Annotated in this window: 23 protein-coding genes; 9 read left to right on the plus strand and 14 right to left on the minus strand. The window is 74.1% G+C overall.

Annotated features, from left to right (window positions below):
- Positions 1 to 19 precede the first annotated feature (19 nt).
- Positions 20 to 3199 carry an FG-GAP-like repeat-containing protein gene (locus tag O7628_RS08945; protein WP_278129525.1) on the plus strand — a complete coding sequence of 1060 codons (3180 nt, stop codon included), beginning with the start codon at positions 20 to 22 and terminating at the stop codon, positions 3197 to 3199.
- A 64-nt stretch (positions 3200 to 3263) separates the two neighbouring features.
- On the opposite strand, the gene O7628_RS08950 is transcribed toward O7628_RS08945, so the two are convergent.
- From O7628_RS08950 to O7628_RS08965, 4 genes are all read right to left on the minus strand, one after another.
- Complete coding sequence (locus O7628_RS08950) at positions 3264 to 4577, minus strand: hypothetical protein (protein ID WP_278129526.1); 1314 nt, start codon at positions 4575 to 4577, stop codon at positions 3264 to 3266.
- 154 nt (positions 4578 to 4731) lie between these two features.
- The gene (locus O7628_RS08955; RefSeq protein WP_278129527.1) at positions 4732 to 5304 is read right to left on the minus strand and encodes a TetR/AcrR family transcriptional regulator; all 573 of its coding nucleotides are present in this window, start codon (positions 5302 to 5304) and stop codon (positions 4732 to 4734) included.
- Entirely contained in the window at positions 5297 to 6097 is an 801-nt protein-coding gene (locus O7628_RS08960) for an alpha/beta hydrolase (RefSeq protein ID WP_278129528.1), read from the minus strand. Before O7628_RS08960 ends, O7628_RS08955 begins: the two co-directional genes overlap by 8 nt.
- A 259-nt stretch (positions 6098 to 6356) precedes the next feature.
- Positions 6357 to 7277 (minus strand): proline dehydrogenase family protein, encoded by a 921-nt coding sequence (locus O7628_RS08965; RefSeq protein WP_278129530.1) that lies wholly within the window; start codon positions 7275 to 7277, stop codon positions 6357 to 6359.
- A gap of 196 nt (positions 7278 to 7473) precedes the next feature.
- On the opposite strand from O7628_RS08965, the gene O7628_RS08970 reads away from it, so the two are divergent.
- Genes O7628_RS08970 through O7628_RS08980 form a run of 3 tightly spaced genes read left to right on the plus strand, consistent with a single transcriptional unit; the run spans position 7474 to position 9520 of the window.
- Positions 7474 to 7764 carry a hypothetical protein gene (locus tag O7628_RS08970; protein WP_278129531.1) on the plus strand — a complete coding sequence of 97 codons (291 nt, stop codon included), beginning with the start codon at positions 7474 to 7476 and terminating at the stop codon, positions 7762 to 7764.
- Between the two features lies 1 nt (position 7765).
- Entirely contained in the window at positions 7766 to 8932 is a 1167-nt protein-coding gene (locus O7628_RS08975; RefSeq protein ID WP_074472422.1) for a glutathionylspermidine synthase family protein, read from the plus strand.
- An 18-nt stretch (positions 8933 to 8950) separates the two neighbouring features.
- Positions 8951 to 9520 carry a CGNR zinc finger domain-containing protein gene (locus O7628_RS08980; RefSeq protein ID WP_278129534.1) on the plus strand — a complete coding sequence of 190 codons (570 nt, stop codon included), beginning with the start codon at positions 8951 to 8953 and terminating at the stop codon, positions 9518 to 9520.
- Between the two features lie 148 nt (positions 9521 to 9668).
- Here the strand turns inward: O7628_RS08980 and O7628_RS08985 are convergent, their stop codons facing one another.
- Entirely contained in the window at positions 9669 to 10475 is an 807-nt protein-coding gene (locus tag O7628_RS08985; protein WP_278129536.1) for a sugar phosphate isomerase/epimerase, read from the minus strand.
- 86 nt (positions 10476 to 10561) lie between these two features.
- Positions 10562 to 11527 (minus strand): Ppx/GppA phosphatase family protein, encoded by a 966-nt coding sequence (locus O7628_RS08990; protein ID WP_278129538.1) that lies wholly within the window; start codon positions 11525 to 11527, stop codon positions 10562 to 10564.
- Between the two features lie 74 nt (positions 11528 to 11601).
- On the opposite strand from O7628_RS08990, the gene O7628_RS08995 reads away from it, so the two are divergent.
- Positions 11602 to 12408 carry a hypothetical protein gene (locus tag O7628_RS08995; protein WP_074472822.1) on the plus strand — a complete coding sequence of 269 codons (807 nt, stop codon included), beginning with the start codon at positions 11602 to 11604 and terminating at the stop codon, positions 12406 to 12408.
- 107 nt (positions 12409 to 12515) lie between these two features.
- On the opposite strand, the gene O7628_RS09000 is transcribed toward O7628_RS08995, so the two are convergent.
- Together O7628_RS09000 and O7628_RS09005 are read right to left on the minus strand one after the other, a co-directional pair.
- Complete coding sequence (locus O7628_RS09000) at positions 12516 to 13199, minus strand: response regulator transcription factor (protein ID WP_043965295.1); 684 nt, start codon at positions 13197 to 13199, stop codon at positions 12516 to 12518.
- Positions 13196 to 14524 (minus strand): ATP-binding protein, encoded by a 1329-nt coding sequence (locus O7628_RS09005; protein WP_278129561.1) that lies wholly within the window; start codon positions 14522 to 14524, stop codon positions 13196 to 13198. Before O7628_RS09005 ends, O7628_RS09000 begins: the two co-directional genes overlap by 4 nt.
- Before the next feature lie 213 nt (positions 14525 to 14737).
- Here O7628_RS09005 and phoU point away from each other — a divergent pair, with 213 nt between their 5' ends.
- Complete coding sequence (gene phoU / locus O7628_RS09010) at positions 14738 to 15391, plus strand: phosphate signaling complex protein PhoU (RefSeq protein ID WP_278129564.1); 654 nt, start codon at positions 14738 to 14740, stop codon at positions 15389 to 15391.
- 68 nt (positions 15392 to 15459) lie between these two features.
- On the opposite strand, the gene O7628_RS09015 is transcribed toward phoU, so the two are convergent.
- On the minus strand, positions 15460 to 16227 hold the full coding sequence (locus O7628_RS09015; RefSeq protein ID WP_074472820.1) for a phosphoglyceromutase: 768 nt from the start codon (positions 16225 to 16227) through the stop codon (positions 15460 to 15462).
- 150 nt (positions 16228 to 16377) lie between these two features.
- Here O7628_RS09015 and O7628_RS09020 point away from each other — a divergent pair, with 150 nt between their 5' ends.
- The gene (locus tag O7628_RS09020; protein WP_278129566.1) at positions 16378 to 17655 is read left to right on the plus strand and encodes an MFS transporter; all 1278 of its coding nucleotides are present in this window, start codon (positions 16378 to 16380) and stop codon (positions 17653 to 17655) included.
- A 407-nt stretch (positions 17656 to 18062) separates the two neighbouring features.
- Here O7628_RS09020 and O7628_RS32670 read toward each other — a convergent pair whose 3' ends face one another.
- The 3 genes from O7628_RS32670 to mshA form a co-directional block, all read right to left on the minus strand.
- Positions 18063 to 18968 (minus strand): hypothetical protein, encoded by a 906-nt coding sequence (locus O7628_RS32670; RefSeq protein ID WP_347405230.1) that lies wholly within the window; start codon positions 18966 to 18968, stop codon positions 18063 to 18065.
- Positions 18969 to 19158: 190 nt separating this feature from the next.
- Positions 19159 to 19692, minus strand: a complete 534-nt coding sequence (locus O7628_RS09035; protein ID WP_278129571.1) for a YbjN domain-containing protein — start codon at positions 19690 to 19692, stop codon at positions 19159 to 19161.
- Between the two features lie 127 nt (positions 19693 to 19819).
- On the minus strand, positions 19820 to 21181 hold the full coding sequence (gene mshA / locus O7628_RS09040; RefSeq protein WP_278129573.1) for a D-inositol-3-phosphate glycosyltransferase: 1362 nt from the start codon (positions 21179 to 21181) through the stop codon (positions 19820 to 19822).
- 191 nt (positions 21182 to 21372) lie between these two features.
- On the opposite strand from mshA, the gene O7628_RS09045 reads away from it, so the two are divergent.
- Both O7628_RS09045 and O7628_RS09050 read left to right on the plus strand, forming a co-directional pair.
- Positions 21373 to 22137, plus strand: a complete 765-nt coding sequence (locus O7628_RS09045) for an SDR family NAD(P)-dependent oxidoreductase (RefSeq protein ID WP_074472415.1) — start codon at positions 21373 to 21375, stop codon at positions 22135 to 22137.
- Positions 22137 to 22958 carry a class I SAM-dependent methyltransferase gene (locus O7628_RS09050; protein WP_278129576.1) on the plus strand — a complete coding sequence of 274 codons (822 nt, stop codon included), beginning with the start codon at positions 22137 to 22139 and terminating at the stop codon, positions 22956 to 22958. The genes O7628_RS09045 and O7628_RS09050 overlap by 1 nt, the downstream gene beginning before the upstream one ends.
- A gap of 16 nt (positions 22959 to 22974) precedes the next feature.
- On the opposite strand, the gene O7628_RS09055 is transcribed toward O7628_RS09050, so the two are convergent.
- Complete coding sequence (locus O7628_RS09055) at positions 22975 to 23382, minus strand: AtzH-like domain-containing protein (RefSeq protein ID WP_278129577.1); 408 nt, start codon at positions 23380 to 23382, stop codon at positions 22975 to 22977.
- Positions 23383 to 23466: 84 nt separating this feature from the next.
- Positions 23467 to 25149, minus strand: coding sequence for a regulator (locus O7628_RS09060; RefSeq protein ID WP_278129579.1), 1683 nt, complete (start codon positions 25147 to 25149; stop codon positions 23467 to 23469).

The raw sequence follows: 25149 nt of genomic DNA on the forward strand, positions 1-25149 counted from the left end.
AGGAGAAGCCGGCCGGGTCGTGGCAGGGGTCGCCCGGGTGCGGGGAGTAGACCGGAAGGGTGTCGACCGACTTCGTCTCCGGCTTCCCGGAGCTCCAGCCGGGCAGCCGGTTGCGGCCGAACTCGTAGACGGCTCAGTCTCGCTCTACGCGCCGGTCTCCGACCGCAACGGCGGCACCGTCGGCGTCAGCTTCAAGCTCTGGAAGACCACCGACTCGGCGCAGACGGCCGTCGCGTCCTCCGACCCGAACCTGCTGACCTACTCCTCCGGCAGCACGGCGGTGCTGGTCGTGCCGGTGGCGACCCTGCGCACCGCAGCCGCCGGCGCGGTCACCGGCTTTTCCTGGAAGGTCCAGGTGACCGACTTCCGCACCCCGAGCAACTGGTCGGCCAGCTGCCGGTTCACCTTCGATCCCACCCGCGCGGGGCCGCCAGAGGTGACGGCACCGGTCGAGAGCACCATCGGCCAACTGACCACCTTCACGGTCGCCCCACCCACGACAGGCACGGCCCCTGGCGGATACGCCTACCAGCTCAACGCCGGCGCTCCGGTCGACGTTCCGGCCGACGGCAGCGGCAACGCCACCATCGCGGTCGCGCCCACCCGGTTCGTCAACACCCTGACCGTCACGAGCGTGTCCGCCGGCGGCAACGTCGGCGAGTCGGCCAGCGTCACGTTCAACGCCAATCCGGCTGCGACCGCCGCCGACGCCGACCTCACCGGCGACGGCGTCGCCGACCTGCTCACCGTCGGTGCCGCCAACGGCCTGCCATCGGGGTTGTGGCTCGGCAATGGCGACGCCGAAGGCACGGCCGTCACCGGCACCGACATCGGTGCCCGCGGCAACGGTGTCACCGGCGACAACTCGCCCGCCGACTTCGACGGCGCCCAGGCCCTGACGGGCCGCTTCACCGGCACCGGCCTTCAGGACGTCCTCACCTACCACCCCACCGGCGCCGGAGCCGGAAGCGCGGGCGTCCTACGCGCCAACGGCGACGGCTCCGTCATCCAGGCCCAACTCAGCGGCAACCAGTACAGCATCGGCCCCGACCAACTCCTCGACCCCGACGGCAACCAGCCCATCCAACTGGCCAACGCCGGCGACAGCCGCCGCCTCGACTCCCCGTACCCCGATCTCATCGGCACCAGCGGCGACCCCACCAACGGCTACCACCTCACCTACCACCCCAATCTTGGCGCGCCCAACGGCTACCTCGGCGCCTTCCACACCACCGCCCTGACGCCCACCGGCGGCACCGACTGGAACAACTGGACTCTCGCCACAGCCCAGCTCACCGCCGGCACCGCCATGTTTCTCTGGCACCGCACCACCGGCGCCCTGCACCTGTGGACCGACCTGACCGTCGACCCCGACACGGGGCAGTTGACCTACCAGCCGTACGCCCTGTCCGCTTCCTGGAACACCGGCGCGAACCTGACCCTCCGCGCGGCAGACGCCGACAACAACGGCACCCCCGACCTGTGGACCACCGGCACCGGCGGCAGCATCACGCTCTGGAAGGTCACCGACCTCACCACTGGCGTCCCGGGCACGGGCACCCTCGCCGCCCAGCCCACGCAGAGCCTCATCACCTCCGACCACAGCTGGCAGCTCAACGACGCCGACGGCGGCTCGGTGGGCACCGCCCGCGACACCGCCGGCACCCTGCATGCCACCGGCAACGCCGGCGTGACCTGGAACACGGGCGACATGTTCGACCCCGACACGGTGTTCAACGGCACCAGCGGAACCCTCACCACACCCACACCCACACCGGCGGTGAACACGAACGCCGACTTCTCCCTCTCCGTGTGGGTCAAGCCCACCGCTCTCGGCGGCACCATCCTGTCCCAGGACGGGACCAGCACCGCAGGGTTCAGGCTCTACACGGAAGCCACCGACAAGTCCTGGCGCTTCGCCATGCCACGTACCGACGTCGCGGCTCCGGTGTGGGATGTCGCGATCTCGGCATCCAACACCGCCCGGCTGGGTGTGTGGACGCACGTCACGGTCACCTACCAGAAGTCCGTCGGCACCATGTGGATCATGCTCAACGGGGTGCGGAGTGCCCACGGGGCCCACTCTTCGACCTGGAGCGCAGGCGGCGGGTTCCGGATGGGCAGCCACAAGACGGGGGCCAGCAGTTACGGAGGCTGGTTCGCCGGGGAGTTGGCCAATGCGCAGACCTGGTCGCGGATGCTGACATTTCCCCGGGCCAGAAACCTCCCTGTGGAGGACTTCGACGGCGACGGCCGCTCGGACATCCTCGGCTTCTCCACCTCCCACACAGAGCTCTGGTGGACGCCGAACACGACAGTGGCCGGCCAGTCCCCGTCGCGGGGCGGCAGCAAGCGGATCTCCGCTGGATGGTCGGACATCACCGACCCGTTCGTCACCGACTACGACGGGGACGGAAAGTCAGACGTCGTCGGGCGGGTCGACGACGAGCTGTGGACGTGGTCGAACGCCAGCAGCGTCGGCGCTCCGATCGTGGTGGCCGCCGACAAGCTCGGCGTGAACTGGGACAGTCTCCCCCGGATCGCGCCCGCCGACTTCGACGGCGACGGGAGAACCGACATCGTCGGCTACTCCAGCAACAACGACGAACTGTGGTGGGTCCCGAACACCACTCCCGTCGGCGGGATGCCGCAGCGCGGGACGAGCAAGAAGGTGTCCTCGGGATGGGGCGGCATCACCAAGCAGATGATCGCCGACTACAACTCGGACGGTAAGCCGGACATCCTGGGCCGGGGCAGCAACAACGTCATGTACGTCTGGCTCAACACCAGCACGGTCGGCAACCCGTCCGTCGGTTCACTCGTGGCCCTCGGCACCGCCTGGGACACGCTGCCCACGACCACGACGGCGGACTTCGACGGCGACGGACGGGAGGACATCGTCGGCTTCTCGATCAGCGGCGACAAGTTCTGGTGGGTGCCGAACACCACTCCCGCCGGCGGCACGCCGAGCCGCGGCACCAGCAAGGAGGTGGCGGCCGGCTTCGCCACCGCGACCGACAAGCGGGTCGTCGACTACGACGGTGACGGCCGACCGGACGTACTCGCCCAGATCGGCGACGAGTTGTGGGTCTGGCCCAACACCAGCACGCCCGGCAACCCGTCGGTGGGGCCGAAGGTGTCCCTAGGGTTGGCCTGGAACACCATCGGCGACTTCCTGACCGAGCGCCGGGCGTTCTGACGCTGCTCCTGTCGGGGTGAGGCATTCTCCGCCTCACCCCGACGGGGAGGGGCCGGCAGGGCGTTCAGCCGACCGCCGTCCGGGTGTACGCGACACACTCGTCGTGCAGGCCCGCCCACGGCTCGCCGAACGCCTCCCCCGACGCCTCCTCCGCGGTCCGCCGGTCGTGCACCACCGCCTTGAAGAAGGCGAGCACCCGCTGCTCGCCGAACCGGTCGACGAGGTGCCGTACGGCCAGGTAGCCGACACCGTAGCTGCCACCGACGCGCCGGGCGGGGGCGTCCTCGGCCGGGGTGAGGTCGTCGAGCCGGCCGGTCCAGCCGCCGCCCGGCGCCAGCAGTTCGCGCACCTCGGCGAGCCCTTCGTACCGGCCGACGGGTGCTCCGCCGACGCCCGCGTACTCGGCGAGCCCCTCCACCAGCCACCACGTCTCCCGGCCCGGGTATCCGCGCTCGGGCAGGGAGGCGGCGTGCGTCAGCTCGTGCCGGAGCAGGTCGTCGGCGCCGGTGGCGGTGAGCCCGTCGGCGTTGAGGACCACCTCGTGGTGGCCGCCGCCGACGGTGACGGCGTATCCGCCGGTCCACGCCGGGCGGCCGCCGCCGTACCAGCTCAGCCACTCCGCCCTGCCGGCGTAGAAGACCCGGTACCGGTCGGGCGGTGGGCCGGCGACCGCGTACGCGTCGGCGGTCCGCGCCGCGGCCTCGGCCTGGCGGAGCAGGCCGGGGAGCTTCCCGCGCAGCGCCGGGGTGGTGGCCACGACCGTGCGCGGGCCCACCGCCACGACCAGGTCGCTCACCTCCCACGGCCGGGTGCCGGTCTCGGCGGACCGGGACTCCTCCATGGCGACCAGTCGGACCTGCCCGCCGGTGTCCCGCCACCGGGTGCCGACGAGCACGGGGCTGGGCCGGCAGCCGGGCACCACGAAGCAGTACTGGAAGCGGACCACGATCCGCCACTCGCCGGGCCGCCCGGCCACGGTGGTCGGCAGCCCGGTCTGCTCGGGCCGCCACACGGTGACCCGCAGGGCGCGCAGGGCGGCGTAACGGCGGGTCAGGGCGGGGTGGGCGGCGGGCTCGGCGACGGCGAGGAAGCCGGCCCGATCGCCGTTGAGCAGGGCGGCCGCCTGCCGGTCGAGCTGGTCGGAGATCCGCTCGCCGAGCTGCCGGGCAGCCTCGACCGCAGGGTCGGCGGGCACGGTGGGCGCGAGGCGGCCGATCGTCGGCCGGTCCGCGGCCTCGTGCAGCACGCCGGCCAGCAGCACGGTCGGCAGGCCGCAGGTGAGCAGCACCAGCACCACGCCGAGTGCGGCCCACAGCGGCCAGGGCCGACGCCGTCGTGGTTGGTCCCACCGGTGCATGCCGTCCAAGCCGTCGGTCACCCGGCGAAGGGTACGACCTCCGGGGCGGATCGGGCGAACGCGCCACGGGCCGCCCGGCCGCCGCCGGGCGGGCCGGCCGGGGGCAGGGGCGCGGGGCGGGCGCTCAGTCCCGCGGTGCGGTGAGCGCCGGCAGGGCCCGGTCGAGGCACACGGGTCAGCCCTCCCGGGGCCAGGAGCGGAACGCCACGTCCAGCCCGGCGACGAGCCGGTCGTACGAGCGGTCGACGTCGCGCGGCAGGCCGAAGCCGCCGGCGGACTCCAGGGCGAGGAAGCCGTGCAGGGCGCTGCGGAGCGTCCGGGTGGCGTCGACGGCGTCGTCGCCGTCGAGGCCGTATCCCCGGAGGATGGCGTAGATCGCGCCGACGGCCCGGTCGCTGGCCGCGACGTGGTCGGGGTCGCCGGCGTCGGGTGACCGTTGGGCGGCGGGGTAGCGCCCGGGGTGCCGGCGGGCGTAGTCGCGGTAGGCGGCGGCGACGGCGCGCAGGGCGTCTCCGCCCGCGCGGCCGGCGGCGGCCGCGGTGAGCGCGTCGGCCAGCTCGGCGGTGGCCAGCGCGGCGAGCTTCTGGTTCAGCTCGTCGGCGCCCCTGACGTGCTTGTAGAGGCTGGGCAGGGCGACGCCGAGCCGGTTGGCCAGGGCGGCGAGGGTGAGCCGGTCGAGGCCGACCTCGTCGGCGAGCCGGGCCGCCTCGCGCACGACGACCTGCTGGTTGAGCCCGGCCCTAGGCACGGGCGGTGACCGTCAGGAAGGCGACGAGCTGGGCGGCGGTCTCGGCCGGCCGGTCGGCGTGCGGGTAGTGGCCCGAGTCGTCGATCATGCGGGCCTCGGCGGTGGCGAAGAGCCGCCGGGCGGCGCGGGCCTCGGCGCCGGGGTCGGAGAAGTCGGGGTCCTTGGCGCCCATCAGCACGAGGACCGGCTGGCGCACCTCGGGGGCGCGGGTGGTCCAGTGCGGCTCGGCCGGGGCCGCCACCCCGCGCATCGCCGCCATCCGGCCGGGTTCGCGCAGGTTGGCCACCATCGCCCTGCGGTACGCGGCGTAGTCCGCCGGCCGGCCGCCGGGGAAGAGGCTGCGGTGGAACATGCCGAACAGCCGGGGGCTGCGCAGCACCGCCGCCACGGCCAGCCGCAGGACCGGGTTCAGCTTCCGCTCGGCGACGAACGCGCCCACCTGGACGATCGCGCCGACGAGGTCGGGGGCGTCGGCGGCGGCGAAGACCACGGCGGCGGCGCTGGAGGAGTTGCCGACCAGCGTGGCGGGGCCGCCGCCGAGGGCGCGGACGACGGCGAGCAGGTCGCCGCCGACCTCGGCCGGGGCGTACGTCGGCCAGCCGACGCTGGACCGGCCGTGCCCGCGTACGTCGACCGACGCCACCCGGTAGCCGGCGTCGACCAGCAGCGGAACCAGGTGGCGGTAGGACGCCCGGTTCTCCCCCATGCCGTGTGCGAGGACCACCAGGGGGCCCTCCCCGTGCACCTCGTAGGCGATCCGCCCACCGTCCCGCTCGACGCAGCTAGTTGTCATAGCCAAAAAGCTAACACGATTAGCCAACCACCGACAAGCTCGACCCGAAGCCCACGCGGAATCGCCGGATCCCCGGCACGGAACCGTCGAAACGCCCCGCCGGCCCCAGCACCCGACAGCAACGGGCCGGCGGGACGAGGGTCTCCGCCGGCCCGTACGGGACCGCTGGGGGGTGACGTTCGCCGGCCCGGACGGCTACCCGCTGGTGCTCAGCATCCGGGCCCGGTCGAACGGGTGCGCCGCCTGCGCGCCGCGCCCGTCACTTCTTCGACATCAGGGCCCGGCCGAAGAAGGCCAGGTTCGCGGGGCGCTCGGCGAGGCGGCGCATGAGGTAGCCGTACCAGTCGGTGCCGTACGGCAGGTAGGTGCGCACGGTGTGGCCGTCGCCGACGAGCCGGGCCTGCTCCTCCGGCCGGATGCCGTAGAGCATCTGGAACTCGAACCGGTCCGGCCCCCGGTCGAACCAGCGCGCCCGGTCCTCGCCGATGGCGATCAGGCGCGGGTCGTGGGTGGCCAGCATCGGGAACCCGTCGCCGGACATCAGGATGTTGAGGCACCGCACGTACGACTTGTCCACCTCACGGGCCGCCTGGTAAGCCACCGACTCCGGCTCCCGGTACGCGCCCTTGCACAGCCGCACCCGGGACCCGGCGTACGCCAGCTCGCGGCAGTCCGACTCGGTCCGCCGCAGGTACGCCTGGAGGACCGCCCCCGTCGCCGGGAAGTCCTTGCGGAGCCGGGCCAGCGTGTCCAGCGTCGAGTCGGTGGTGGTGTGGTCCTCCATGTCCAGGGTGACCGTGGTGCCCGCCGCGTCCGCCGCGGCGCAGATCGCCCGCGCGTTGTCGTAGGCGAGCCGCTCGTCGAAGCGCTGGCCGAGCGCGGAGAGCTTCACGCTGACCTCGGCGGCCGGGGTGAGCCCGGCGTCGGACAGCAGCTTCAGCAGCTTCAGGTATTCGTCCCGGGTGGCGGTGGCCTGTTCTGCGGTGACGGTGTCCTCGCCGAGGTTGTCGAGGGTGACCGCGAGGCCCTCGGCGACGAGTTCGCGGGTCGCGCGCAACGCGTCGTCGGTGCCGGCGCCGGCGACGAACCGGCGGACGACGTCCCGGGTGAACGGGGCCGTCGCGACGAGCCGCTCGACCTGGGATGACCGGGAGGCGGCAAGAATGACGGAACGGAGCATGAGCTGAGCGTAACGCCAGGGGGCACCACCCCGCCCGGCGGCGGCCCCCGCCGCGACTGAAGGAAGGGCCCCTTATTAACCGGGGCGGTTGAGAAGGGAACCCTTCTCTACCGAATGCGTTAACAAGGGGCCCTTCCTTGCCCGCCGGCCCAGCCCCCGGGCGGGTGACGTGGCGCGGATCAGCTACAACGATCCCGTGGAACAACGCCCCCGACGCCGGCTCCGGTCGGCCACCGTGCAGATCGGCGCGCTGACCGCCCTCGCGCTCACCGTGTCCGGCTGCAACATGTCCTCCGGCGACGACGATGACGACGACTGCGCCCTCGGTCCGGTCGGCGGCGGGACGACCGTGGCGCTGGCGATGCACGTGCCCGCCACCGGCACCGCCGCCACCGACGCCGGGCGCGCCGATCCCCGGGCGGGTGCCGCCGCGGCGGTGCCGGACCGCGGCGGCTTCGGCACCCATCTCGCCTCCTGCGGCGGCTGACGTGCGGCGCGAGGCGGCCACCCCGCGCGCCGACTGGGACGCCACGGTGCGCTCGCAGGGCCTCGTCTACGTCGACACCGAGCTGCCCGACGGCGGGATCGTGTCGTACTGGGACGAGACCGCCGCGTACGTCTTCGGCCTGGAGGAGGTGCTCCGGCTGGAGGAGGCGACCGCCGAGCTGCACCGGATGTGCGTCGCCGCCGCCGAGCACGTGGTGGCCCGGGGCCGGTACGCCGAGTTCGGCATCCCCGGGTGGGCGGCCGAGGCGGTGGCCCGTTCCCTGCGCGAGGGACCGCCGAGCCTCTACGGCCGCTTCGACCTCTGCTACGACGGGAGCTGGCCGCCGAAGCTGCTGGAGTACAACGCGGACACCCCCACCTCGCTGGTCGAGGCGAGCATCGTGCAGTGGTTCTGGCTGGAGGACACGCGCCCGACGGCGGACCAGTGGAACAGCCTGCACGAGCGCCTCGTCGCGGCGTGGGCGCGCATCGGCGCGGGCCTGCACGACGACCGGGTGCACGTGGTGTGGTCGAACGAGGAGGAGTCGGGCGAGGACCAGATCACGGCCGGCTACCTCGCCGAGACCGCCCGGCAGGCGGGGCTGAAGGCGGAGCTGCTGCCGATCCAGGACATCGGCTGGGACGGCCGGCGCTTCGTCGACGCCGTCGACGCCCCGGTCACCACCTGCTTCAAGCTCTACCCCTGGGAGTGGATGCTCGCCGAGCCGTACGGGCCGCTGGCCCTGGAGCCGGGCACGCCGACGACCTGGATCGAGCCGGCCTGGAAGCTGCTGCTGTCCAACAAGGCGCTGCTCGCCGTGCTGTGGGAGCTGTACCCCGGGCACGAGTACCTCCTCCCCGCGTACCTCGACTCGCCGCGGTCGATGACCGAGTACGTGGCGAAGCCGCTGCTCGGCCGCGAGGGCGGGTCGGTACGGATCGTCACGCCCGCCGGGGAGGTCAGCAATCCCAGCGACTACGGCGACGAGGGCTTCTGCTACCAGGAGTTCCGGGCGCTGCCGAGCTTCGACGGCAACCACGTGGTGCTGGGCAGTTGGATCGTCGACGGCCAGCCGGCGGGTGCGGGCCTGCGGGAGAGCGCCAGTCTGATCACCGACAACTACGCCCGGTTCCTGCCGCACTACATCGACACGCCGCGGCTGACATGAGTCGTCTACCGTTGGGGTGTGAACTTCGACGCGTACGCCCGGACCGGGGTTGACCTCGTCAACGCCCGGCTGGACGACCTCGACGACCTGCGGGCCCTCTTCCCCGACGAGAACGCGTGGATGCGCGACGAGGTCGCGGACCGGGACCTGGCGATCTTCCGGCGGGCGCAGAAGCGGCTGCGGGACGTCTTCGACTACGGCACCTCGGGGCGCGACATCGAGGCGGTCGCCGAGTTGAACGCGCTGCTGGAGGCATATCCGGTGCAGCCGCGCATCTCCGGCCACGACTCCAGCGACTGGCACATGCACGTCACCAGCCGGGGCGCGTCGGTGAGCGCGGAATACCTGGCCGGCGCGGTGTGGGGCCTGTCGGTGTGGCTCTGCCAGTACGGCAGCGCCCGGTTCGGGGTCTGCGCCGACGAGCGCTGCGGCAACGTCTACCTGGACACCTCGTCGAACTGCTGCCGGCGGTTCTGCTCGGAGCGCTGCGCCACCCGCTCGCACGTGGCCGCGCACCGGGCCCGCAAGCGGGCGGCGATCGGCGAGCAGCAGGCCGCCCCGGCCGACGCGCTGACTCCGGCACGCTGACCGGGCCGGGTCGACCTGCGCCTCGGCCCCCGGCGGCCAGGCCGGATCGACCCGGGCGTCGGCCGGCGGCCAGGCCGGATCGACCCGGGCGTCGGCCGGCGGCCAGGCCGGATCGACCCGGGCGTCGGCCGGCGGCCGGGTGCGCGGCTCAGGCGTCGACGGGGGACGGCGCGGTCAGGTTGGCGCGGGCGAACTCCAGGGACTCGCGCAGGTCGGCCTCGCGGACGGCGCGGCTCTTCGCGCCCCGCGTGGTGACCTCGACGGCCACCGAGCCGGTGAAGCCGCGCCCGGCCAGGGACCGCAGCAGCTCGCCGCAGGGCTGGCCGCCGCGCCCAGGCACCAGGTGCTCGTCGCGCCCCTCGCCGGTGCCGTCGCCGAGGTGCACGTGGGCGAGGGCCGGGCCCATCCGGTCGGCCATGGCCAGGGCGTCGGTGTGCGAGGCCGCGCAGTGCGACAGGTCGAGGGTGTACGACGGGTAGCCGGTCTCGGTCGGGTCCCACCCGGGGGCGTACGGGACGAACTGCCGGCCGGCCATCCGCACCGGGTACATGTTCTCCACCGCGAAGGTCAGCCCGGTGAACCGCCCGGCGACCTCGTCCAGCCCGGCGGCGAAGGTGCGGGCGTAGTCGCGCTGCCAGGTGAACGGCGGGTGCACCACGACGGTGGGCGCCTCCAGGGTGTCGGCCAGCTCGGCGGCGCGGCGCAGCCGCTCCCACGGGTCGGGGCTCCACACCCGCTGGGTGACCAGCAGGCAGGGGGCGTGGACGGAGAGCACCGGCACGCCGTAGTGGTCGGCGAGGCCGCGCAACGCGCCGGCGTCCTGGCTGACGGCGTCGGTCCAGACCATCACCTCGATGCCGTCGTATCCGAGTGCCGCGGCCAGCTGGAACGCCGCCGCGGTCCGCTCAGGGAACACCGAGGACGTGGACAGGAGCACCGGGACGCGGGAAGTCACAGCTGCCAGCGTAGCCCGGTCCACGTTGCGGCATCGTGACGAGTAATCGCAAACCGCCCGTAGCGCCGCATCGGGCCGCCGGGGCGTTACGCCTGGTCGCCGCGGGTTGCGCTCTCGGTGAACCGGTCGAGCTGGCGCAGGATGACTCCCTCCCGCAGCGCCCACGGGCAGATGTCCAACGCGGGCACGTCGAGCCGGCGCATCACCGCCTCGGCCACCACCGCGCCGGCCAGCAACTGGTGCGCCCGGCCGACGCTCACCCCCTCCAGCTCGCTCAGGTGGCGCGGCGGGATGTGCCGGACGAAGCCGAGGACCTGCCGCAGCCCCTGCCGGGTCAGGCTGCGCCGGGCCCACAGCCCGGCGCCGGAGGGGGCCGCCCCGGCCAGCCGGGCCAGGGTGCGGAACGTCTTCGAGGTGGCCACGGCGCGTTCCCAGCCCACCTCGGCCATCTTCTCCACCACCGGGTCGAGCAGCCCGTCGACGTACTCCCGCAGGTCCGCCACGGCCCCGGCCGGCGGCGGCTCCGCGCCGTCGGGGTCGGTGCGCAGCCGGTCCCGGGTGAGCCGGCCCGCGCCGAGCGGCAGGGAGACGGCGACGGCCGGGTCCTCGTCGATGCCGGCGGCGATCTCCAGGGACCCGCCGCCGATGTCCAGGGCGAGCAGCCGGCCCGCCGACCAGCCGAACCACCGCCGGACCGCGAGGAACGTCATCCGCGCCTCGTCCGCGCCGGAGAGCACCTCCAGCCGTACGCCGGTGGCGTCGCGCACCCTCGCCAGCACCTCGGCCGCGTTGGTGGCGTCGCGCACGGCGGAGGTGGCGAAGGCCAGCAGGTCGCCGCTGCCCAGCCGGGTGGCCGAGGCGCGGGCCGCGGCGACCGCCCGGACCAGCCCGTCCGCGCCGGCCTCGGTGAGCGCGCCGTCCGGGCCGATCTGCTCGGCGAGCCGGAGCACCACCTTCTCCGAGTGCGCCGGCCACGGGTGCGCGCCGGGGTGGGCGTCGACCACCAGCAGGTGCACCGTGTTGGAACCGACGTCGAGCACTCCCAGTCGCATGCCGAAGACACTAGGGCCTGCCCGGATCGGTGGCTCGCCGGTGCGAACGGGGCACCGGGCGTACGCTGGTCCGGGTGACGAGCCAGATCGAGATCCAGGTGCTGGTGGACGACCCCGACGACCCGCGCAGCCGCGAGGTGGGGCTGGACTTCCCCCGGGAGTGGATCGAGTTCGTCGACCCGGCCGACGCCACCCACGTGGTCCGCGCCGACCTGACCTGGCTGCTGTCCCGCTGGACGTGCGTGTTCGGCCGGGGCTGCCACGGCATCGTCGCCGGCCGGGCCGCCGACGGCTGCTGCTCGCACGGCGCGTTCTTCACCGACGCCGACGACGAGAAGCGGGTCCGGGCGGCGGTCAAGCGGCTCACCCCGGACAACTGGCAGCACTTCCGGCGCGGGTTCAAGAACTGGACCGAGAACGACACGGTCGACGGCAAGACGCCGGCCCGGCGCACCGCCACCCGCGCGGTCGACGCCCCGTGCGTGTTCCTCAACGACGCAGACTTCCCCGGCGGGGGCGGCTGCGCGCTGCACGCACAGGCCCTGCGCGACGGGGTGCACCCGCTGGAATACAAGCCGGACGTCTGCTGGCAGTTGCCGATCCGCCGGGACCAGGAGTGGCACAAGCGGCCCGACGACACGAAGGTGCTGGTCTCCACGCTGGCCGAGTTCGACCGGCGGGGCTGGGGCGCGGGCGGGCACGACCTCGACTGGTGGTGCACCTCGTCGACGGACGCGCACGTCGGCACCGAGCCGATGTACGTCTCGTACGGCCCGGAGCTGACCGCGCTGGTCGGCGCGGCGGCGTACGCGAAGCTCGCGGAGCTGTGCGCGGCCCGCCTCCGGCAGGGCCAGGTCGCCCCCCACCCGGCCAGCGCGTAAGGAAGGGCCCCCTGTTAACGCTTTCTGTATAGGAAGGGCCCCTTCCTAACCACGCTGGCGATTGCTCAGCGCACCGACCGGGTGCGGTCAGGCGGTGATCGGGCCCGTCACGGCTCGAACTTGTAGCCCAGGCCCCGGACGGTGACGATGAAGCGCGGCGCGGACGGCTCCGGCTCGATCTTCGAGCGCAGCCGCTTGACGTGCACGTCGAGGGTCTTCGTGTCGCCGACGTAGTCGGCGCCCCAGACCCGGTCGATGAGCTGGCCCCGGGTCAGCACCCGGCCGGCGTTGCGCAGCAGCAGCTCCAGCAGCTCGAACTCCTTGAGCGGGAGCTGCACGGTGCCCCCGTCCACGGTGACGACGTGCCGTTCGATGTCCATCCGCACCGGCCCGGCCGCCAGGGTCGGTGCCCCCGACTCGGCCACGTCGGGGGTCTGCCGGCGCAGCACGGCCCGGATCCGGGCCACCAGCTCCCGGGGCGAGTACGGCTTCGTCACGTAGTCGTCGGCCCCGATCTCCAGGCCGACCACCTTGTCGATCTCGCTGTCCCGCGCGGTGACCATGATGATCGGCACGTGCGAGCGCTGGCGGAGCTGCCGGCACACCTCGGTGCCGGACATCTCGGGCAGCATCAGGTCGAGCAGCACGATGTCCGCGCCCGTCCGGTCGAACTCGGTGAGGGCCGACGGGCCGGTGGCCGCGACCGAGACCTCGAAGCCCTCCTTGCGGAGCATGTACGACAGGGCGTCGGAGAACGACTCCTCGTCCTCGACCACCAGAACGCGGCTCAACGGGGTATTCCTTTCATAGCGGTCGGACCTGCCGGAAGCTCGGCCGGGCCGGCCTCGATCCCATCCGGTTGCGGTGTCGGCAGCAGGTCGTCCGGTGGACGGGCGGGCAGCCGGAGGGTGAACGTCGACCCACCACCAAGGGTGCTCGACACCTCGACCCGGCCGCCATGGTTGCTGGCGATGTGTTTGACGATGGCCAGGCCGAGGCCGGTGCCGCCGGTGGCCCGGGAGCGGGCCTGGTCGGCCCGGTAGAACCGTTCGAAGATCCGCTCGACGTCCGTCGGCGCGATCCCGATGCCCTGGTCGGCGACGGAGATCGTGACGTGCTCGTGGTCGGCCCGGGTGGTGACCCGGACGGTGGTGTCCTCGCCGGAGTAGGTGATGCCGTTCTCGACGAGGTTCGCCACGGCGGTGGCGAGCTGGGAGTCGCTGCCGAACACGGTCAGGCCGCGCTCGCCCTCGGTGGCCACCTCGATCCGCCGGGCGGCGGCGGTGGTGCGGGTGCGGTCGATCACCTCGGCGATCACCCAGTCCAGGGCGACCGGCTCCGGGGCCGGCTGCGGCTCCGCGCCCTGGAGCCGGGTCAGCTCCAGCAGCTCCTGCACCAGCCGCCCCAGCCGGGTCGACTCGTGCTGGATGCGTTCGGCGAACCGGCGCGCGGCCACCAGGTCCTCGGAGAGGTCGGGGGCCGCCGCCCCGGCCGGCTCGGTGGCGTCGAGCAGCGCCTCGGCGAGCAGTTGCAGGGCCCCGATCGGCGTCTTCAGCTCGTGGCTGACGTTGGCCACGAAGTCCCGGCGGACCCGGGCCAGCCGGTGCGACTCGGTGACGTCGGCCGCCTCCACGGCCACGTGCCCGCCGCCGATGGCCATCGCCCGCAGGTGCACGCCCAGCGGGTCGGGGCCGGAGGCGTCGCGGCCACGCGGCAGGTCCAGCTCGATCTCGCGCCGCACGCCGGTGCGCCGCACCTGACCCGCGAGGGTACGGATCAGGGGGTGCGCGGCGATCGAGCCGGGCGTGGCCCCGGTGCGCAGCAGCCCCATCGCGCGGGCCGCCGGGTTGACCAGCACCGGCACGTCGTCGGGGTCGAGCACCACGACGCCGGCCCGCAGCGAGTCCACCGTGCGGCGGCCCAGGCTGGAGAGGCCGGTCTGCTGCTCGTCGACCATCACGGGCCTCCCCCTGGTCCGGAACAGGCGGGCGGGGCCGCCGCTCCCGGCGGCCGGGCCGCGGCGACGCCACGACCGGACGAGCCGGGGCAGCAGCGACCCGATGGCCAGCCCGGCCACCAGTGTCACGACCGCCGCCGCCGTCACCGCCCACTCCACCCGGCGATCGTAGGGTCATTGTTCATCTGGGCATCGCCACAAACAGGATGAAACGCCCTCGCTTCCGGCGATGTTCACCCGTCGGTCCCGCGTCGTTCACCAGCGTTCACCTCCGGTCATCTCCCCCGGCCTACGGTTGTCGCGCACCCTGCCCGACCAGCGCCGACGCCCGTACCCCCTCGGGCCGGCGACCACCGACCACAGGACGTGATGATGCGCGACGAGTTCCGGGCCGACCTCCAGATTGTCAGCCAGCTGCTGGTGGACATGGCCGAGGCCATCCGCGCGGCCATGCGCCAGGCCACCCGCGCCCTGCTCACCGCCGACCGCCAGGCCGCCGAAAACGTGATCGAGCGGGACGCCGAGATCGACGAGCTCTACCGGCACGTCGAGGAGCGGGTCTGCGACCTGCTGGCCCGGCAGGCCCCCGTGGCCTCCGACCTGCGGGCCATGATCACCGCCCTGCACGTGGCCGCCGACCTGGAGCGGATGGGCGACCTGGCCGACCACGTGGCGAAGACCGCGCTGCGCCGGCACCCGTCGCCGGCCGTGCCGGCGGAGCTGCGGCCGGTCTTCGTCGACATGGCGTCTATCGCCGACCGGATGGCCGAGAAGATCGGCTCGGTGCTGGCCAAGCCCGACGCCGACCTCGCCGCCGAGCTGGACCGCGACGACGATGCCATGGACGACCTGCACAAGAGCCTCTTCGAGGTGCTGCTCGGCGACGACTGGCCGTACGGGGTGGAGACGGCGATCGACGCCACCCTGCTCGGCCGGTTCTACGAGCGGTTCGCCGACCACGCGGTCAACGCCGGCGAGCACGTCGTCTACCTGATCACCGGGGAGCCCGCCGCCGCGGCGGAGTGAGCGCCCCGGGCGTTAGGAGGGGCCCCTTGTTATCGCGAAAGCGATAACAAGGGGCCCCTCCTTGCAGTTCAGCGGCCCTGGTTGGCGACCGCGGCGGCGGCCTCCTTGGCGGCGGCCGGGTCGAGGTACGTCCCGCCGAGGACCTGCGGACGCAGCTGCGGGTCCAGGTCGTAGCGCAGCGGGATGCCGGTCGGGATGTTCAGCTTCGCGATCGCCTCGTCGCTGATCTGGTCGAGGTGCTTGACCAGCGCGCGCAGCGAGTTGCCGTGCGCGGCCACCAGCACGGTCCGGCCCGCCAGGATGTCCGGCACGATCGAGTCGTACCAGTACGGCAGCATCCGCTCGACGACGTCCTTGAGGCACTCGGTGCGCGGCATCAGCTCGCCCGGCAGCAGCGCGTACCGGGGGTCGCCCACCTGCGACCACTCGTCGTCGTCGGCGATCGGCGGCGGCGGGGTGTCGTACGAGCGACGCCAGAGCATGAACTGCTCCTCGCCGTACTCGTCGAGGGTCTGCTTCTTGTTCTTGCCCTGGAGGGCGCCGTAGTGGCGCTCGTTGAGCCGCCACGACCGGCGCACCGCGATCCAGTGCCGGTCGGCGGCGTTCAGCGCCAGCTCGGCGGTGCGGATCGCCCGGCGCATCACGCTGGTGTGCACGACGTCCGGCAGCAGGTCGTGCTCGCGCAGCAGCTCACCGCCGCGGCGCGCCTCCGCCTCGCCCTTGGCGGTCAGGTCGACGTCGACCCACCCGGTGAAGAGGTTCTTCGCGTTCCAGTCGCTCTCGCCGTGCCGCAGCAGGACCAGCGTCCCGACGGTGGGCCCTTCGCTCGCAGTCATGCCGATCATCCTGCCGTACTCCGTCGATGCACACGCGGGGACCTGCGGTGACGACCACCACGTGGAAAAGCCGGTGACCCACCTTCGGCCCCGGGACTAGGTTGTAAGGCGCTTTCGATACATCGGTCATTACAGAAAGCGGGGGCGGGCGTGCGGACGGTGCGGGGCTGGGTGCGGGACACCGCGGGCGGGCTGCCGAGGACCTTCTGGTACCTGTGGACGGGCACCCTGATCAACCGCCTGGGCTCGTTCGTCCTGGTCTTCCTGGCCATCTACCTCACCCAGGAACGCGGCTTCGACGAGTTGGCCGCCGGCCTCGTGCTCGGCCTCTGGGGCGTCGGCGGCGCGGTCGGCACGACGCTGGGCGGGACGCTCGCCGACCGGTGGGGCCGGCGGCCGACGCTGCTCACCGCCCACCTCGGCGCAGCGGGCATGATGCTCGTCCTCGGCTTCGCCCAGCAGCTCTGGGCGGTGGCCGGCGGCGCGCTCCTGCTCGGGCTGTTCGCCGAGGCGGCCCGGCCGGCGTTCGGCGCGATGATGATCGACGTGGTGCCGGAGCGGGACCGGCTGCGCGCGTTCTCGCTCAACTACTGGGCGATCAACCTCGGCTTCGCCTGCGCGGCGATCCTCGCCGGCCTGGCCGCCGAGGCCAGCTACCTGCTGCTGTTCGTGATCGACGCGGCGACCACGCTGGCTACCGCCGTGATCATCTTCGTGAAGGTGACCGAGACCCGGGCCCCGGCCCGCGCCGTCGTGCTCCCCGCCGGGGCCGCCCGCCCCCGGGGAGCGCTGCGCACCATCCTCGGCGACCGGATCTACCTGGGCTTCGTGGCGCTCAACCTGCTCGGCGCGCTGGTCTTCCTCCAGCACATCTCGATGCTGCCGATCGCCATGGGCGACGACGGCCTGAGCCCCTCCACGTACGGCGTGGTGATCGCGCTCAACGGGGTGCTCATCGTGGCCGGGCAGCTCTTCGTGCCCCGGCTGATCCGTGGGCGCAGCCGCTCGCACGTGCTCGCCCTCGCCGCCGTGGTGATGGGCGTCGGGTTCGGGCTGACCGCGTTCGCCGACGCCGCCTGGTTCTACGCCCTCACCGTGCTCGTCTGGACCCTCGGCGAGATGCTCAACTCGCCGTCGAACTCCACCCTGATCGCGGAGCTCTCCCCCGCCGACCTGCGCGGCCGCTACCAGGGCGTCTTCTCGCTGTCCTGGCAGGTCGCCGGGGCCAGCGCGCCGATCGTCGGCGGCCTGGTCCGGCAGCAGGCCGGCAACGCGGCGCTCTGGCTGGGCTGCGCGGCGGTCGGCGTCGTGGTGGCGGTCGCCCACCTGGCCTCCGGGCCGGCCCGGGAGCGGCGGGCCGCCGCGCTGCGCCCGCCGGCCGGGCCCACGCCGGCCCAGCGCGGACCGTTGACGTCCGCCGCGCACTGAGGCCGTCCGGGATCCGGGGGTACGGGAGCCGGGGCGCTCCCGGGCGACGCAAAGCGCCCACCTCGACCAGTGGCCGTGATGGGCGCCCGCATCGTGCCGGCGGCGGCGGGCGACACTCACCCCCGTAAGCGTCGCCCGCTCGCGCCGCCGGTTCCAACGGGTGGCGCCGTCCCCCAACGGCGGGATCCACCCGTCCCTGCGCCTGCGCTCGTGCGCGGATCTGATCGATCCACCGCTCCCCCGAACGGTTCCGAGCGCGGCGCGTGCAATAAAGCTAGTTTCCCCTGGTTACGGATTCAACCCGGAACGGCTGTCTCGCCGGTCACAGGGTCACCGTCCGGAACGGCCCCTGCTCGCCGGGTCATCGCCGGCACCGCGGACTACCCGTGCGCCGGCACCGCAAACCCTCAGCCGTCCTCACGATCGGGTGACTCCGTGCGGAAGAAGTTGCTCGGCCGCCCGTCCCGCAGCTGCTCCTGGTAGATCAGGTTCAGCCGGCGGCCGTCGAAGGTCCGGAACCACTCGTCCCAGGTGATCTCCCGCATCCGGCTGCTCTCCCGGTAGCCGGGCAGGTTGAACGTCAGCACGCCGGCCCGGCCGTTGCGCTCCGTGCCCGCGATCGTGGCCGGCCGGGCGTTGCGCTCCCGCGCCCAGCGCCGGATCACGTCGTGGTTGGTGGTGACCAGGCTGCGCCCGGGACGCTCCGGCCGGTCCTGGAGCGAGGTGATCGGCTGCGAGGACCGCGCCGACCGGGACGACGACCGGCCGGTCCGGATCGGCGACCGTCGGGCCGCGCCCTGGCCGGCCCGCACCGGGGCGGCCTTCCTCGCTGGGGCGGCCTTTCTCGCCGGGGCGGTCCGCCGGGCCGAAGCCGAGGCGGTCCGCCGGGCCGAAGCCGAGGCCGAGGCCGCCTTGGCCGCCCGCGTCGGGGTCGCCGTCGCCCGCGCCCGGCCCTGGGCCGTCGTCCGCGTCGGGGACGCCGTCGCCCGCGCCCGGCCCTGGGCCGCCCGCGCCGGGGACGGGGCCGCCTTCGCCCGGCCCGGGGCCGCCTTCGCCCTCGTCGGGGCCGGGGTGGCCTTCGCCCGGGCCGGCGTCGCCCTCGTGCGGGCGCCGGCCGCGGTGCGCGTACCCCCGGTGGTCCTGGTCCTCGTGGCGCTGGCGCGGCCCGCGGGCCCGGTGCTGCGCCGCGCCGCGCCCCGGCCCTCGGCCCGCAGGGTACGGGCCAGGGTCTTCACCAGCTCCGGCTTGCGCAGCACGGAGATCCCGGCGACGCCCCGACGGCGAAGCTGGGCGCGGATGTCGTCCACCCGCATCCGGGAGATCTCCGACTCGGAGATCGTCGGGGTGTTCGGGGTCTGGTTGCCCGCCTGCCGCCTCGTCCTGGTCGCAGTCCCGCCGCGACCTGAGCTGTTCCGCTGAGCCATGGGATGCTCCCGCTCCTCGACAGTCCGTCCTCGGCGCGCGGTCGATCCCAGTGCCGCACCGCGCGGTGCGGCATACCCGTCAGGACGGCTCCGAACCCCCCGCCGGGGCCCCGCCGGCGGACGACGGCTCGAAGAGGTGCGCGAACGCGGCCAGGTTGGCCGTGGACTCGCCGCGCTTGACCCGCCACTCCCACTCCCGCCGGATGGCGGCGCCGAAGCCGATCTCCAGCATCGTGTCGAACGACTCGTCTGCGTACGTCAGCACGCTGCCGAGCAGCCGGTCCAGCTCGTCCCCGTCGACCCCCGCCAGGTTCACCCGGCCGGTCAGGTAGACGTCGCCGACCGCGTCGATGGAGAACGACACGGCGTACATCCGCGCGTTGCGCTGCAACAGCCAGGCCCACAGCTCCTCGCGCCGCTCGTCCGGCTGGCGCATCACGAACGCCTCGATCCGCAGCGCGTGCTCGCCGACGACGAGGTTGCAGATCGTCTTGAGCTTGTGGGTGCCGGGCAGGGTCACCGCGTACGACGCCTCGCCGGTGGACTCGACCGCCAGCTCCCGCTCGGCGCAGAACGACTCGATCAGGGCGGCCACCTGGCTCCTCGCGCTCATCCGCCCCACTCTACGGCCGCGGCCCACCACCCGCCGCCGAGCACGGCCGGCAGCGGGTGGTGGGCGGTGGCGTGGTGAGAAGGGTGCCCTTCTCTACCGGATGCGTTAACAGGGGGCCCTTCCTTGCTCACCAGGCGCAGGAGAGCGCCGGGTCGACCGCGAGCCGGCTGAGCCGCTCCCGGTGCTCGGCGATCGTCTCGCCGTAGACGGCGAGCAGGTTGCCGACGGTGCGGTCCCAGGAGAAGTTGCGGGCGTGCTGCTCGGCGCCCCGCCCCAGCGTCGCCCGCCGCGCCCGGTCTGGCAGCAGCCCCGCCAATGTGCGGGCCCAGTCGACCGGGTCGTGGCTGTCGACGAGCACCCCGCTGGCCTGGTCCCGGACGGCGGTCACCAGGCCGCCCACGGCGGCCGCCAGCACGGGCGTGCCGCACGCCTGCGCCTCCAGGGCGACCAGCCCGAACGACTCGTTGTGCGACGGCACGGCGACCAGGTCGGCGGCCCGGTACACGGCCGGCAGGTCGTCGCCCGTGCACGGCGGCAGGAAGCGCACCCGGTCGGCGATCCCGAGCGAGGCGGCCAGCTCGATCAGGGCGGTGGGCCGGTCCAGCCCGCTGCCGCTGGGGCCGCCGACGATCACCACGGTCAGCTCGTCGGCGAGGCGCGGGTCCCGGTCGCGCAGGGCGGCGGCGGCGCGGATCAGCACGTCGGGGGCCTTCAGCGGCTGGATCCGGCCGACGAAGGCGACCACGTACCCCGTGGTGGGCAGGCCGAGCCGGCGGCGGGCGGCGAGCATGGCCGCGTGCCGGTCCCCGGCGGCGGGCCGGAACCGGTCCAGGTCGACGCCGGGCTCGACCACGGTGACCCGGGACGGGTCGGCGTCGTACCGGTCGAGCAGGTCGCGGGCCTCCACCCGGGTGTTCGCGACCAGCCGGTCGGCCTCGGCGACGACCTGCTCCTCGCCGATGACCCGGGCCTTCGGCTCGGGGCGGTCCCCGGCGGCGAGCCGGTCGTTCTTCACCTTGGCCAGGGTGTGCGCGGTGTGCACCAGCGGCACCCCCCAGCGCTCCCGGGCCAGCCAGCCGACCTGCCCGGAGAGCCAGTAGTGCGAGTGGATCAGGTCGTAGTGGCCCGGTGGGCGGGCCGCCTCGGCGCGCAGCACCCCGGCCGTGAACGCGCAGAGCTGGCCTGGCAGCTCCTCCTTGGTCAGCCCCTCCAGGGGGCCGGCGGTGACGTGCCGCACGTGCACTCCCGGGGACATCTCGACCACCGGCGGCAGATCGCCGGAGGTGGCCCGGGTGAAGATCTCCACCTCGACGTCGGCCTCGGCCAGCCGGCGGGCGACCTCCAGGATGTAGACGTTCATGCCGCCCGCGTCGCCCGTGCCGGGCTGGTGCAGGGGTGAGGTGTGCACCGACAGGGTGGCGATGCGCCGGGGGCGCGGCCACGGCCGGGCACCTCGCTGACGACCCACGCCGGTGTGCTGTTCCGCCACGTCCGCTCCCTCTGTCACGGTTGATGCCGTCCCGCACGACCGGCGCTCCTCGGTCAACCTGCGCGCCGCGTGTCATCTTCCCCATCGGGAACCGGAAATGCGTACCGGCTGTCCCCGGGCGTGACGGACCTCATCGACGCGGGAGCCGACCGGCGGCGCGCGCGCCGTCGCCCCGGGGTGAGAATGGCCCGATGACCTCTGTCGCGATCGTCACCGGGGCGTCCAGCGGGATCGGCGCGGCCACGGCCCGCCGGCTGGCCGCCGAGGGGTTCCACGTGCTGGCCGCCGCGCGGCGCACCGACCGGCTGGCCGCGCTCGTCGCGGAGATCGGGGCGGCCGGCGGGTCGGCCGCCGCCGTCGGGTGCGACGTCACGTCCGCCGAGTCGGTGGCCGGCCTCGCCGCCGCGGCGGCGGCGGCCCCCGGCCCGGTCACCCTGCTGGTCAACAACGCGGGCGGCGCGCGCGGGCTCGACCCGGTGGAGTCCGGGTCGGTGGGCGACTGGCAGTGGATGTACGACGTGAACGTGCTCGGCACCCTGCGCGTCACCCAGGCGCTGCTGCCCGCGCTGGAGGCGTCCGGGGCCGGCACGATCGTGATCGTCTCCTCGACCGCCGGCCACGTCGTCTACGAGGGCGGGGGCGGCTACAGCGCCGCGAAGCACGCGCAGACGGCGGTCGCTGGCACGCTGCGGCTGGAGCTGTGCGGCCGGCCCGTCCGGGTGATCGAGATCGACCCGGGGATGGTACGGACCGACGAGTTCTCCCTGGTCCGCTTCGGCGGCGACGCCGACCGGGCCGAGGCGGTCTACGCCGGGGTGGCCGAGCCGCTGGTCGCCGAGGACGTCGCCGACTGCGTCGCCTGGTGCGCGACCCGCCCGCAGCACGTCAACGTCGACCGGCTCGTGGTCCGCCCGCTGGCCCAGGCCGCGCAGCACAAGGTGCACCGGGCGGGCTGATGGTGCCCCGGTCACGGGCGGAGGCGGCGGCGCGGCCGCAGGGGGTCGTCACCCGGGGCACGACCAATCCCAACCGGTTGCGCCGGGTCGACAACTGGATCGTCGAGACGTGCGGCGACCGGTTGCGGGACGCGGCGGACCCGCTGGTGGTCGACCTCGGCTACGGCGCGACCCCGGTCACCGCCGTGGAGCTGCGCGCCCGGCTGGCCGCCGGGGTCCGCGCCGACGTGCGGGTGGTCGGGCTGGAGATCGATCCGGCACGCGTCGCCGCCGCCCAGCCGGCCGCCGACGCGCCCCGGCTCACCTTCGCCCGGGGCGGGTTCGAGCTGGCCGGGCTGCGGCCCGCCCTGGTCCGGGCGTGCAACGTGCTGCGGCAGTACGACGAGGCCGAGGTCGCCGCCGCCTGGCGGGCCGTCACCGGGCGGCTGGCCCCGGGCGGGCTGCTGGTCGAGGGCACCTGCGACGAGCTGGGCCGGCTCGGCGGCTGGCTGCTGATCGACTCCGCCGGGCCCCGCACGCTCACCCTGGCGGCGAAGCTGACCACGCTGGGCAGCCCCGCCGAGCTGGCCGAGCGGCTGCCGAAGGCGCTGATCCACCGCAACGTGCCGGGCGAGGCGATCCACGGCCTGCTGCGGGACCTGGACGACGCGTGGCGCTCCGCCGCCGCGTACGCGGCCTTCGGGCCCCGGCAGCGGTGGCTGCGGGCGGTGACGGCGGTCCGCGACGGCGGCTGGCCGGTCGTCGACGGGCCCCGCCGCTGGCGGCACGGCGAGCTGACCGTCGACTGGTCCGCCGTCGCCCCCGCCGGGTCCACCGCCTGAGCCCGGTGCGGGCGGCTCAGCGCGGCTCCCCGGGCGGGGCCGGGCCGCCGGTGGTGGGCTCGGAGACGTGGGCGGTGACGATGCGCCAGCCGACGGGCAGGCGGACCCAGGTCTGGGTCTGCCGGCCCCGGGCGGCGGCGTCGGCGTACCCGAACCGGGTGGTGACCACCGCGAGGTCGGCGCCGAAGGTGGTGATCACCGTGTCGACGAGGCGGCGGCCGGGCGGCAGCGGCGGCTGGGCGGCGCGCCAGGCGCGCTGCGCGTCGAGCCCGTGCTGGTGGTCGTCGATGCCGAACCGCACGGTCCGGTCGGCGTCCCAGAAGTAGCCGCAGATCCGGTCGGCGTCGCCGTCGACCAGCGCCTGTTCGTAGCCGGCGAAGGCCGCCGCCACCTCGGCGACCACGTCGGTCCGGTCGATCTCCACGGGCATCCTTTCTCGCACGACGGGCCGGGCGTACGCGGGCCCGGTCGGGCGGCCGGTGCCGCCGCCCCGACCGGGCCGGCGGCCTCAGCCGCTCACCGCGCGCTCCCGCTGCCCGCCGCCGGCGGGCTCGGCGACGGTCGGCTCGGCAGCGGCGGTTTCGGGGGCGGTCGGCTCGCTGGCGGCGGGCGCGGGGGCGGCCTCGCCGTGCAGGCGGTCGAGTTCGATCTCCTCCGGCTCGGGGACCCGGGGCGCGGGCCTGCCCAGCGCGAAGATCCCGCAGACCGCCGCGACGAGGAGGTAGCCGAGCGCCACGGGACCGTTCGCGTTCCACTCGATCCGCTCGCCGTGGATGAGCCCGACGAACGAGAGCACCGCGCCGGACCCGGCGAAGATCGCCGCCCGGACGAACCGCTTGTCGATGACGAAGACCACCACCGCGCCGAGCACCAGGCCGGCGAGGATCGCCCCCTGGCCGAGCACGAGCAGGCCGTCGTAGACCACGCCCGCGCCGGCCAGGGCCTCGTCGCCGACCTCGGCGGCGGTGGTGCCGGCCGCCGCCAGCGTGTTGTCGATCTGGCTGGTGGCCCAGGCCGCGATGTTCGGGATCAGCGCGGCGACCACGGCGGCGGCGTGCGCCCGGGGCGTCGCCTGGAACGCCTGCGCGCCGATCAGCAGCCCGATGTAGAGCAGGATCGGCACGATCGCCGCCGTCGGGAAGATCGTCGCCAGCAGGCCGAACATGCCGAGGAAGCAGAGGACCGCGATCACGATGCCGGTCGCCATCGAGTAGCCGCTCCGGCCGCCGGCCGCCTTCCAGCCCGGGTGCCCGACGTAGACCGCGGGCGGGAACGGCGAGCCGAGGGCCGCGCCGATCACCGCGCCCGCGCCGTCGGCGAGCAGGACGCTGCGCAGGTTGTAGTTGTCGCCGGCGGTCGCCGCGCTCTCCACGTTGGACATGCCCTCGGTGAAGTTGTAGACCCCCAGCGGGATCGCCGTCGCCAGCAGCGGCGCCATGTCGGCCAGGCCGGCGCGGAGCAGGTCGAGCCTGACCGAGGGCACGGCGAACGCGATGTCCCGGGCGGCGGCCGTGACGTCCGGCACCGACATCGCGCCGCCGGCCCAGCCCAGCGCCGTGCCGACCAGCAGCGCGGCGAGCCCGATCGGGAAGTTGAACGGCAGCCTGACGTCGGTGAGCAGGCCGATCAACAGCAGTGCGAAGACGGGCAGCGCGATCCAGGCCATCCGCCACATCTGCCCGGCCGGGTTCATCGAGATGAAGGTGATGGAGATCCCGGCGAGGGTGCCCAGCAGGGCGGCCCGGGGCGCGTACCGGCGGATGTAGGGGCCGACGAACGCGCCGATCAGCACGATCACGCCGATGATGAAGGCCCACGCCAGCCCCGCCTCCCAGGCCCGCACCGGGTCCTGCGTGCGCAGGTAGATCGGGAGCATGATGACGAAGACGACGATGAACATGTGCGGCACGCTCGGCCCGTACGGCAGGGCGGTCACGTCGGACCGGTTCTCCCTCCGGGCCAGCCGGCGCGCCAGGAAGGTGTAGTAGATGTTGCCGGCGACCAGCGCGATGCCCAGCGCCGGCAGGATCGTGCCGAACACCTCCCCCTCGGGGAGCTTCACCACGGCCAGGCACAGCCCGGTCAGGGTGAGCACGTTGACCAGGACGTTGACGCCGAAACCGAAGAACGCGTTGGTGTCGCCGCGCACCCAGAACGGGAGCGGGGCGGCGGGGGGTTTGGGGGTGACCAT

It is taken from the genome of Micromonospora sp. WMMD956, assembly GCF_029626125.1.
Taxonomy (GTDB): Bacteria; Actinomycetota; Actinomycetes; order Mycobacteriales; family Micromonosporaceae; genus Micromonospora; species Micromonospora carbonacea.

What these genes read in the sequence shown, in the direction of transcription:
- O7628_RS08960 (WP_278129528.1), bottom strand. Translation starts at nt 6,097, where the DNA reads ATGACAACTAGCTGCGTCGAGCGGGACGGTGGGCGGATCGCCTACGAG.
- O7628_RS08965 (WP_278129530.1), bottom strand. Translation starts at nt 7,277, where the DNA reads ATGCTCCGTTCCGTCATTCTTGCCGCCTCCCGGTCATCCCAGGTCGAG.
- O7628_RS08990 (WP_278129538.1), bottom strand. Translation starts at nt 11,527, where the DNA reads ATGCGACTGGGAGTGCTCGACGTCGGTTCCAACACGGTGCACCTGCTG.
- phoU (WP_278129564.1), top strand. Translation starts at nt 14,738, where the DNA reads ATGCGCGACGAGTTCCGGGCCGACCTCCAGATTGTCAGCCAGCTGCTG.
- O7628_RS09015 (WP_074472820.1), bottom strand. Translation starts at nt 16,227, where the DNA reads ATGACTGCGAGCGAAGGGCCCACCGTCGGGACGCTGGTCCTGCTGCGG.
- O7628_RS32670 (WP_347405230.1), bottom strand. Translation starts at nt 18,968, where the DNA reads ATGCGGGTGGACGACATCCGCGCCCAGCTTCGCCGTCGGGGCGTCGCC.
- O7628_RS09035 (WP_278129571.1), bottom strand. Translation starts at nt 19,692, where the DNA reads ATGAGCGCGAGGAGCCAGGTGGCCGCCCTGATCGAGTCGTTCTGCGCC.
- O7628_RS09045 (WP_074472415.1), top strand. Translation starts at nt 21,373, where the DNA reads ATGACCTCTGTCGCGATCGTCACCGGGGCGTCCAGCGGGATCGGCGCG.
- O7628_RS09050 (WP_278129576.1), top strand. Translation starts at nt 22,137, where the DNA reads ATGGTGCCCCGGTCACGGGCGGAGGCGGCGGCGCGGCCGCAGGGGGTC.
- O7628_RS09060 (WP_278129579.1), bottom strand. Translation starts at nt 25,149, where the DNA reads ATGGTCACCCCCAAACCCCCCGCCGCCCCGCTCCCGTTCTGGGTGCGC.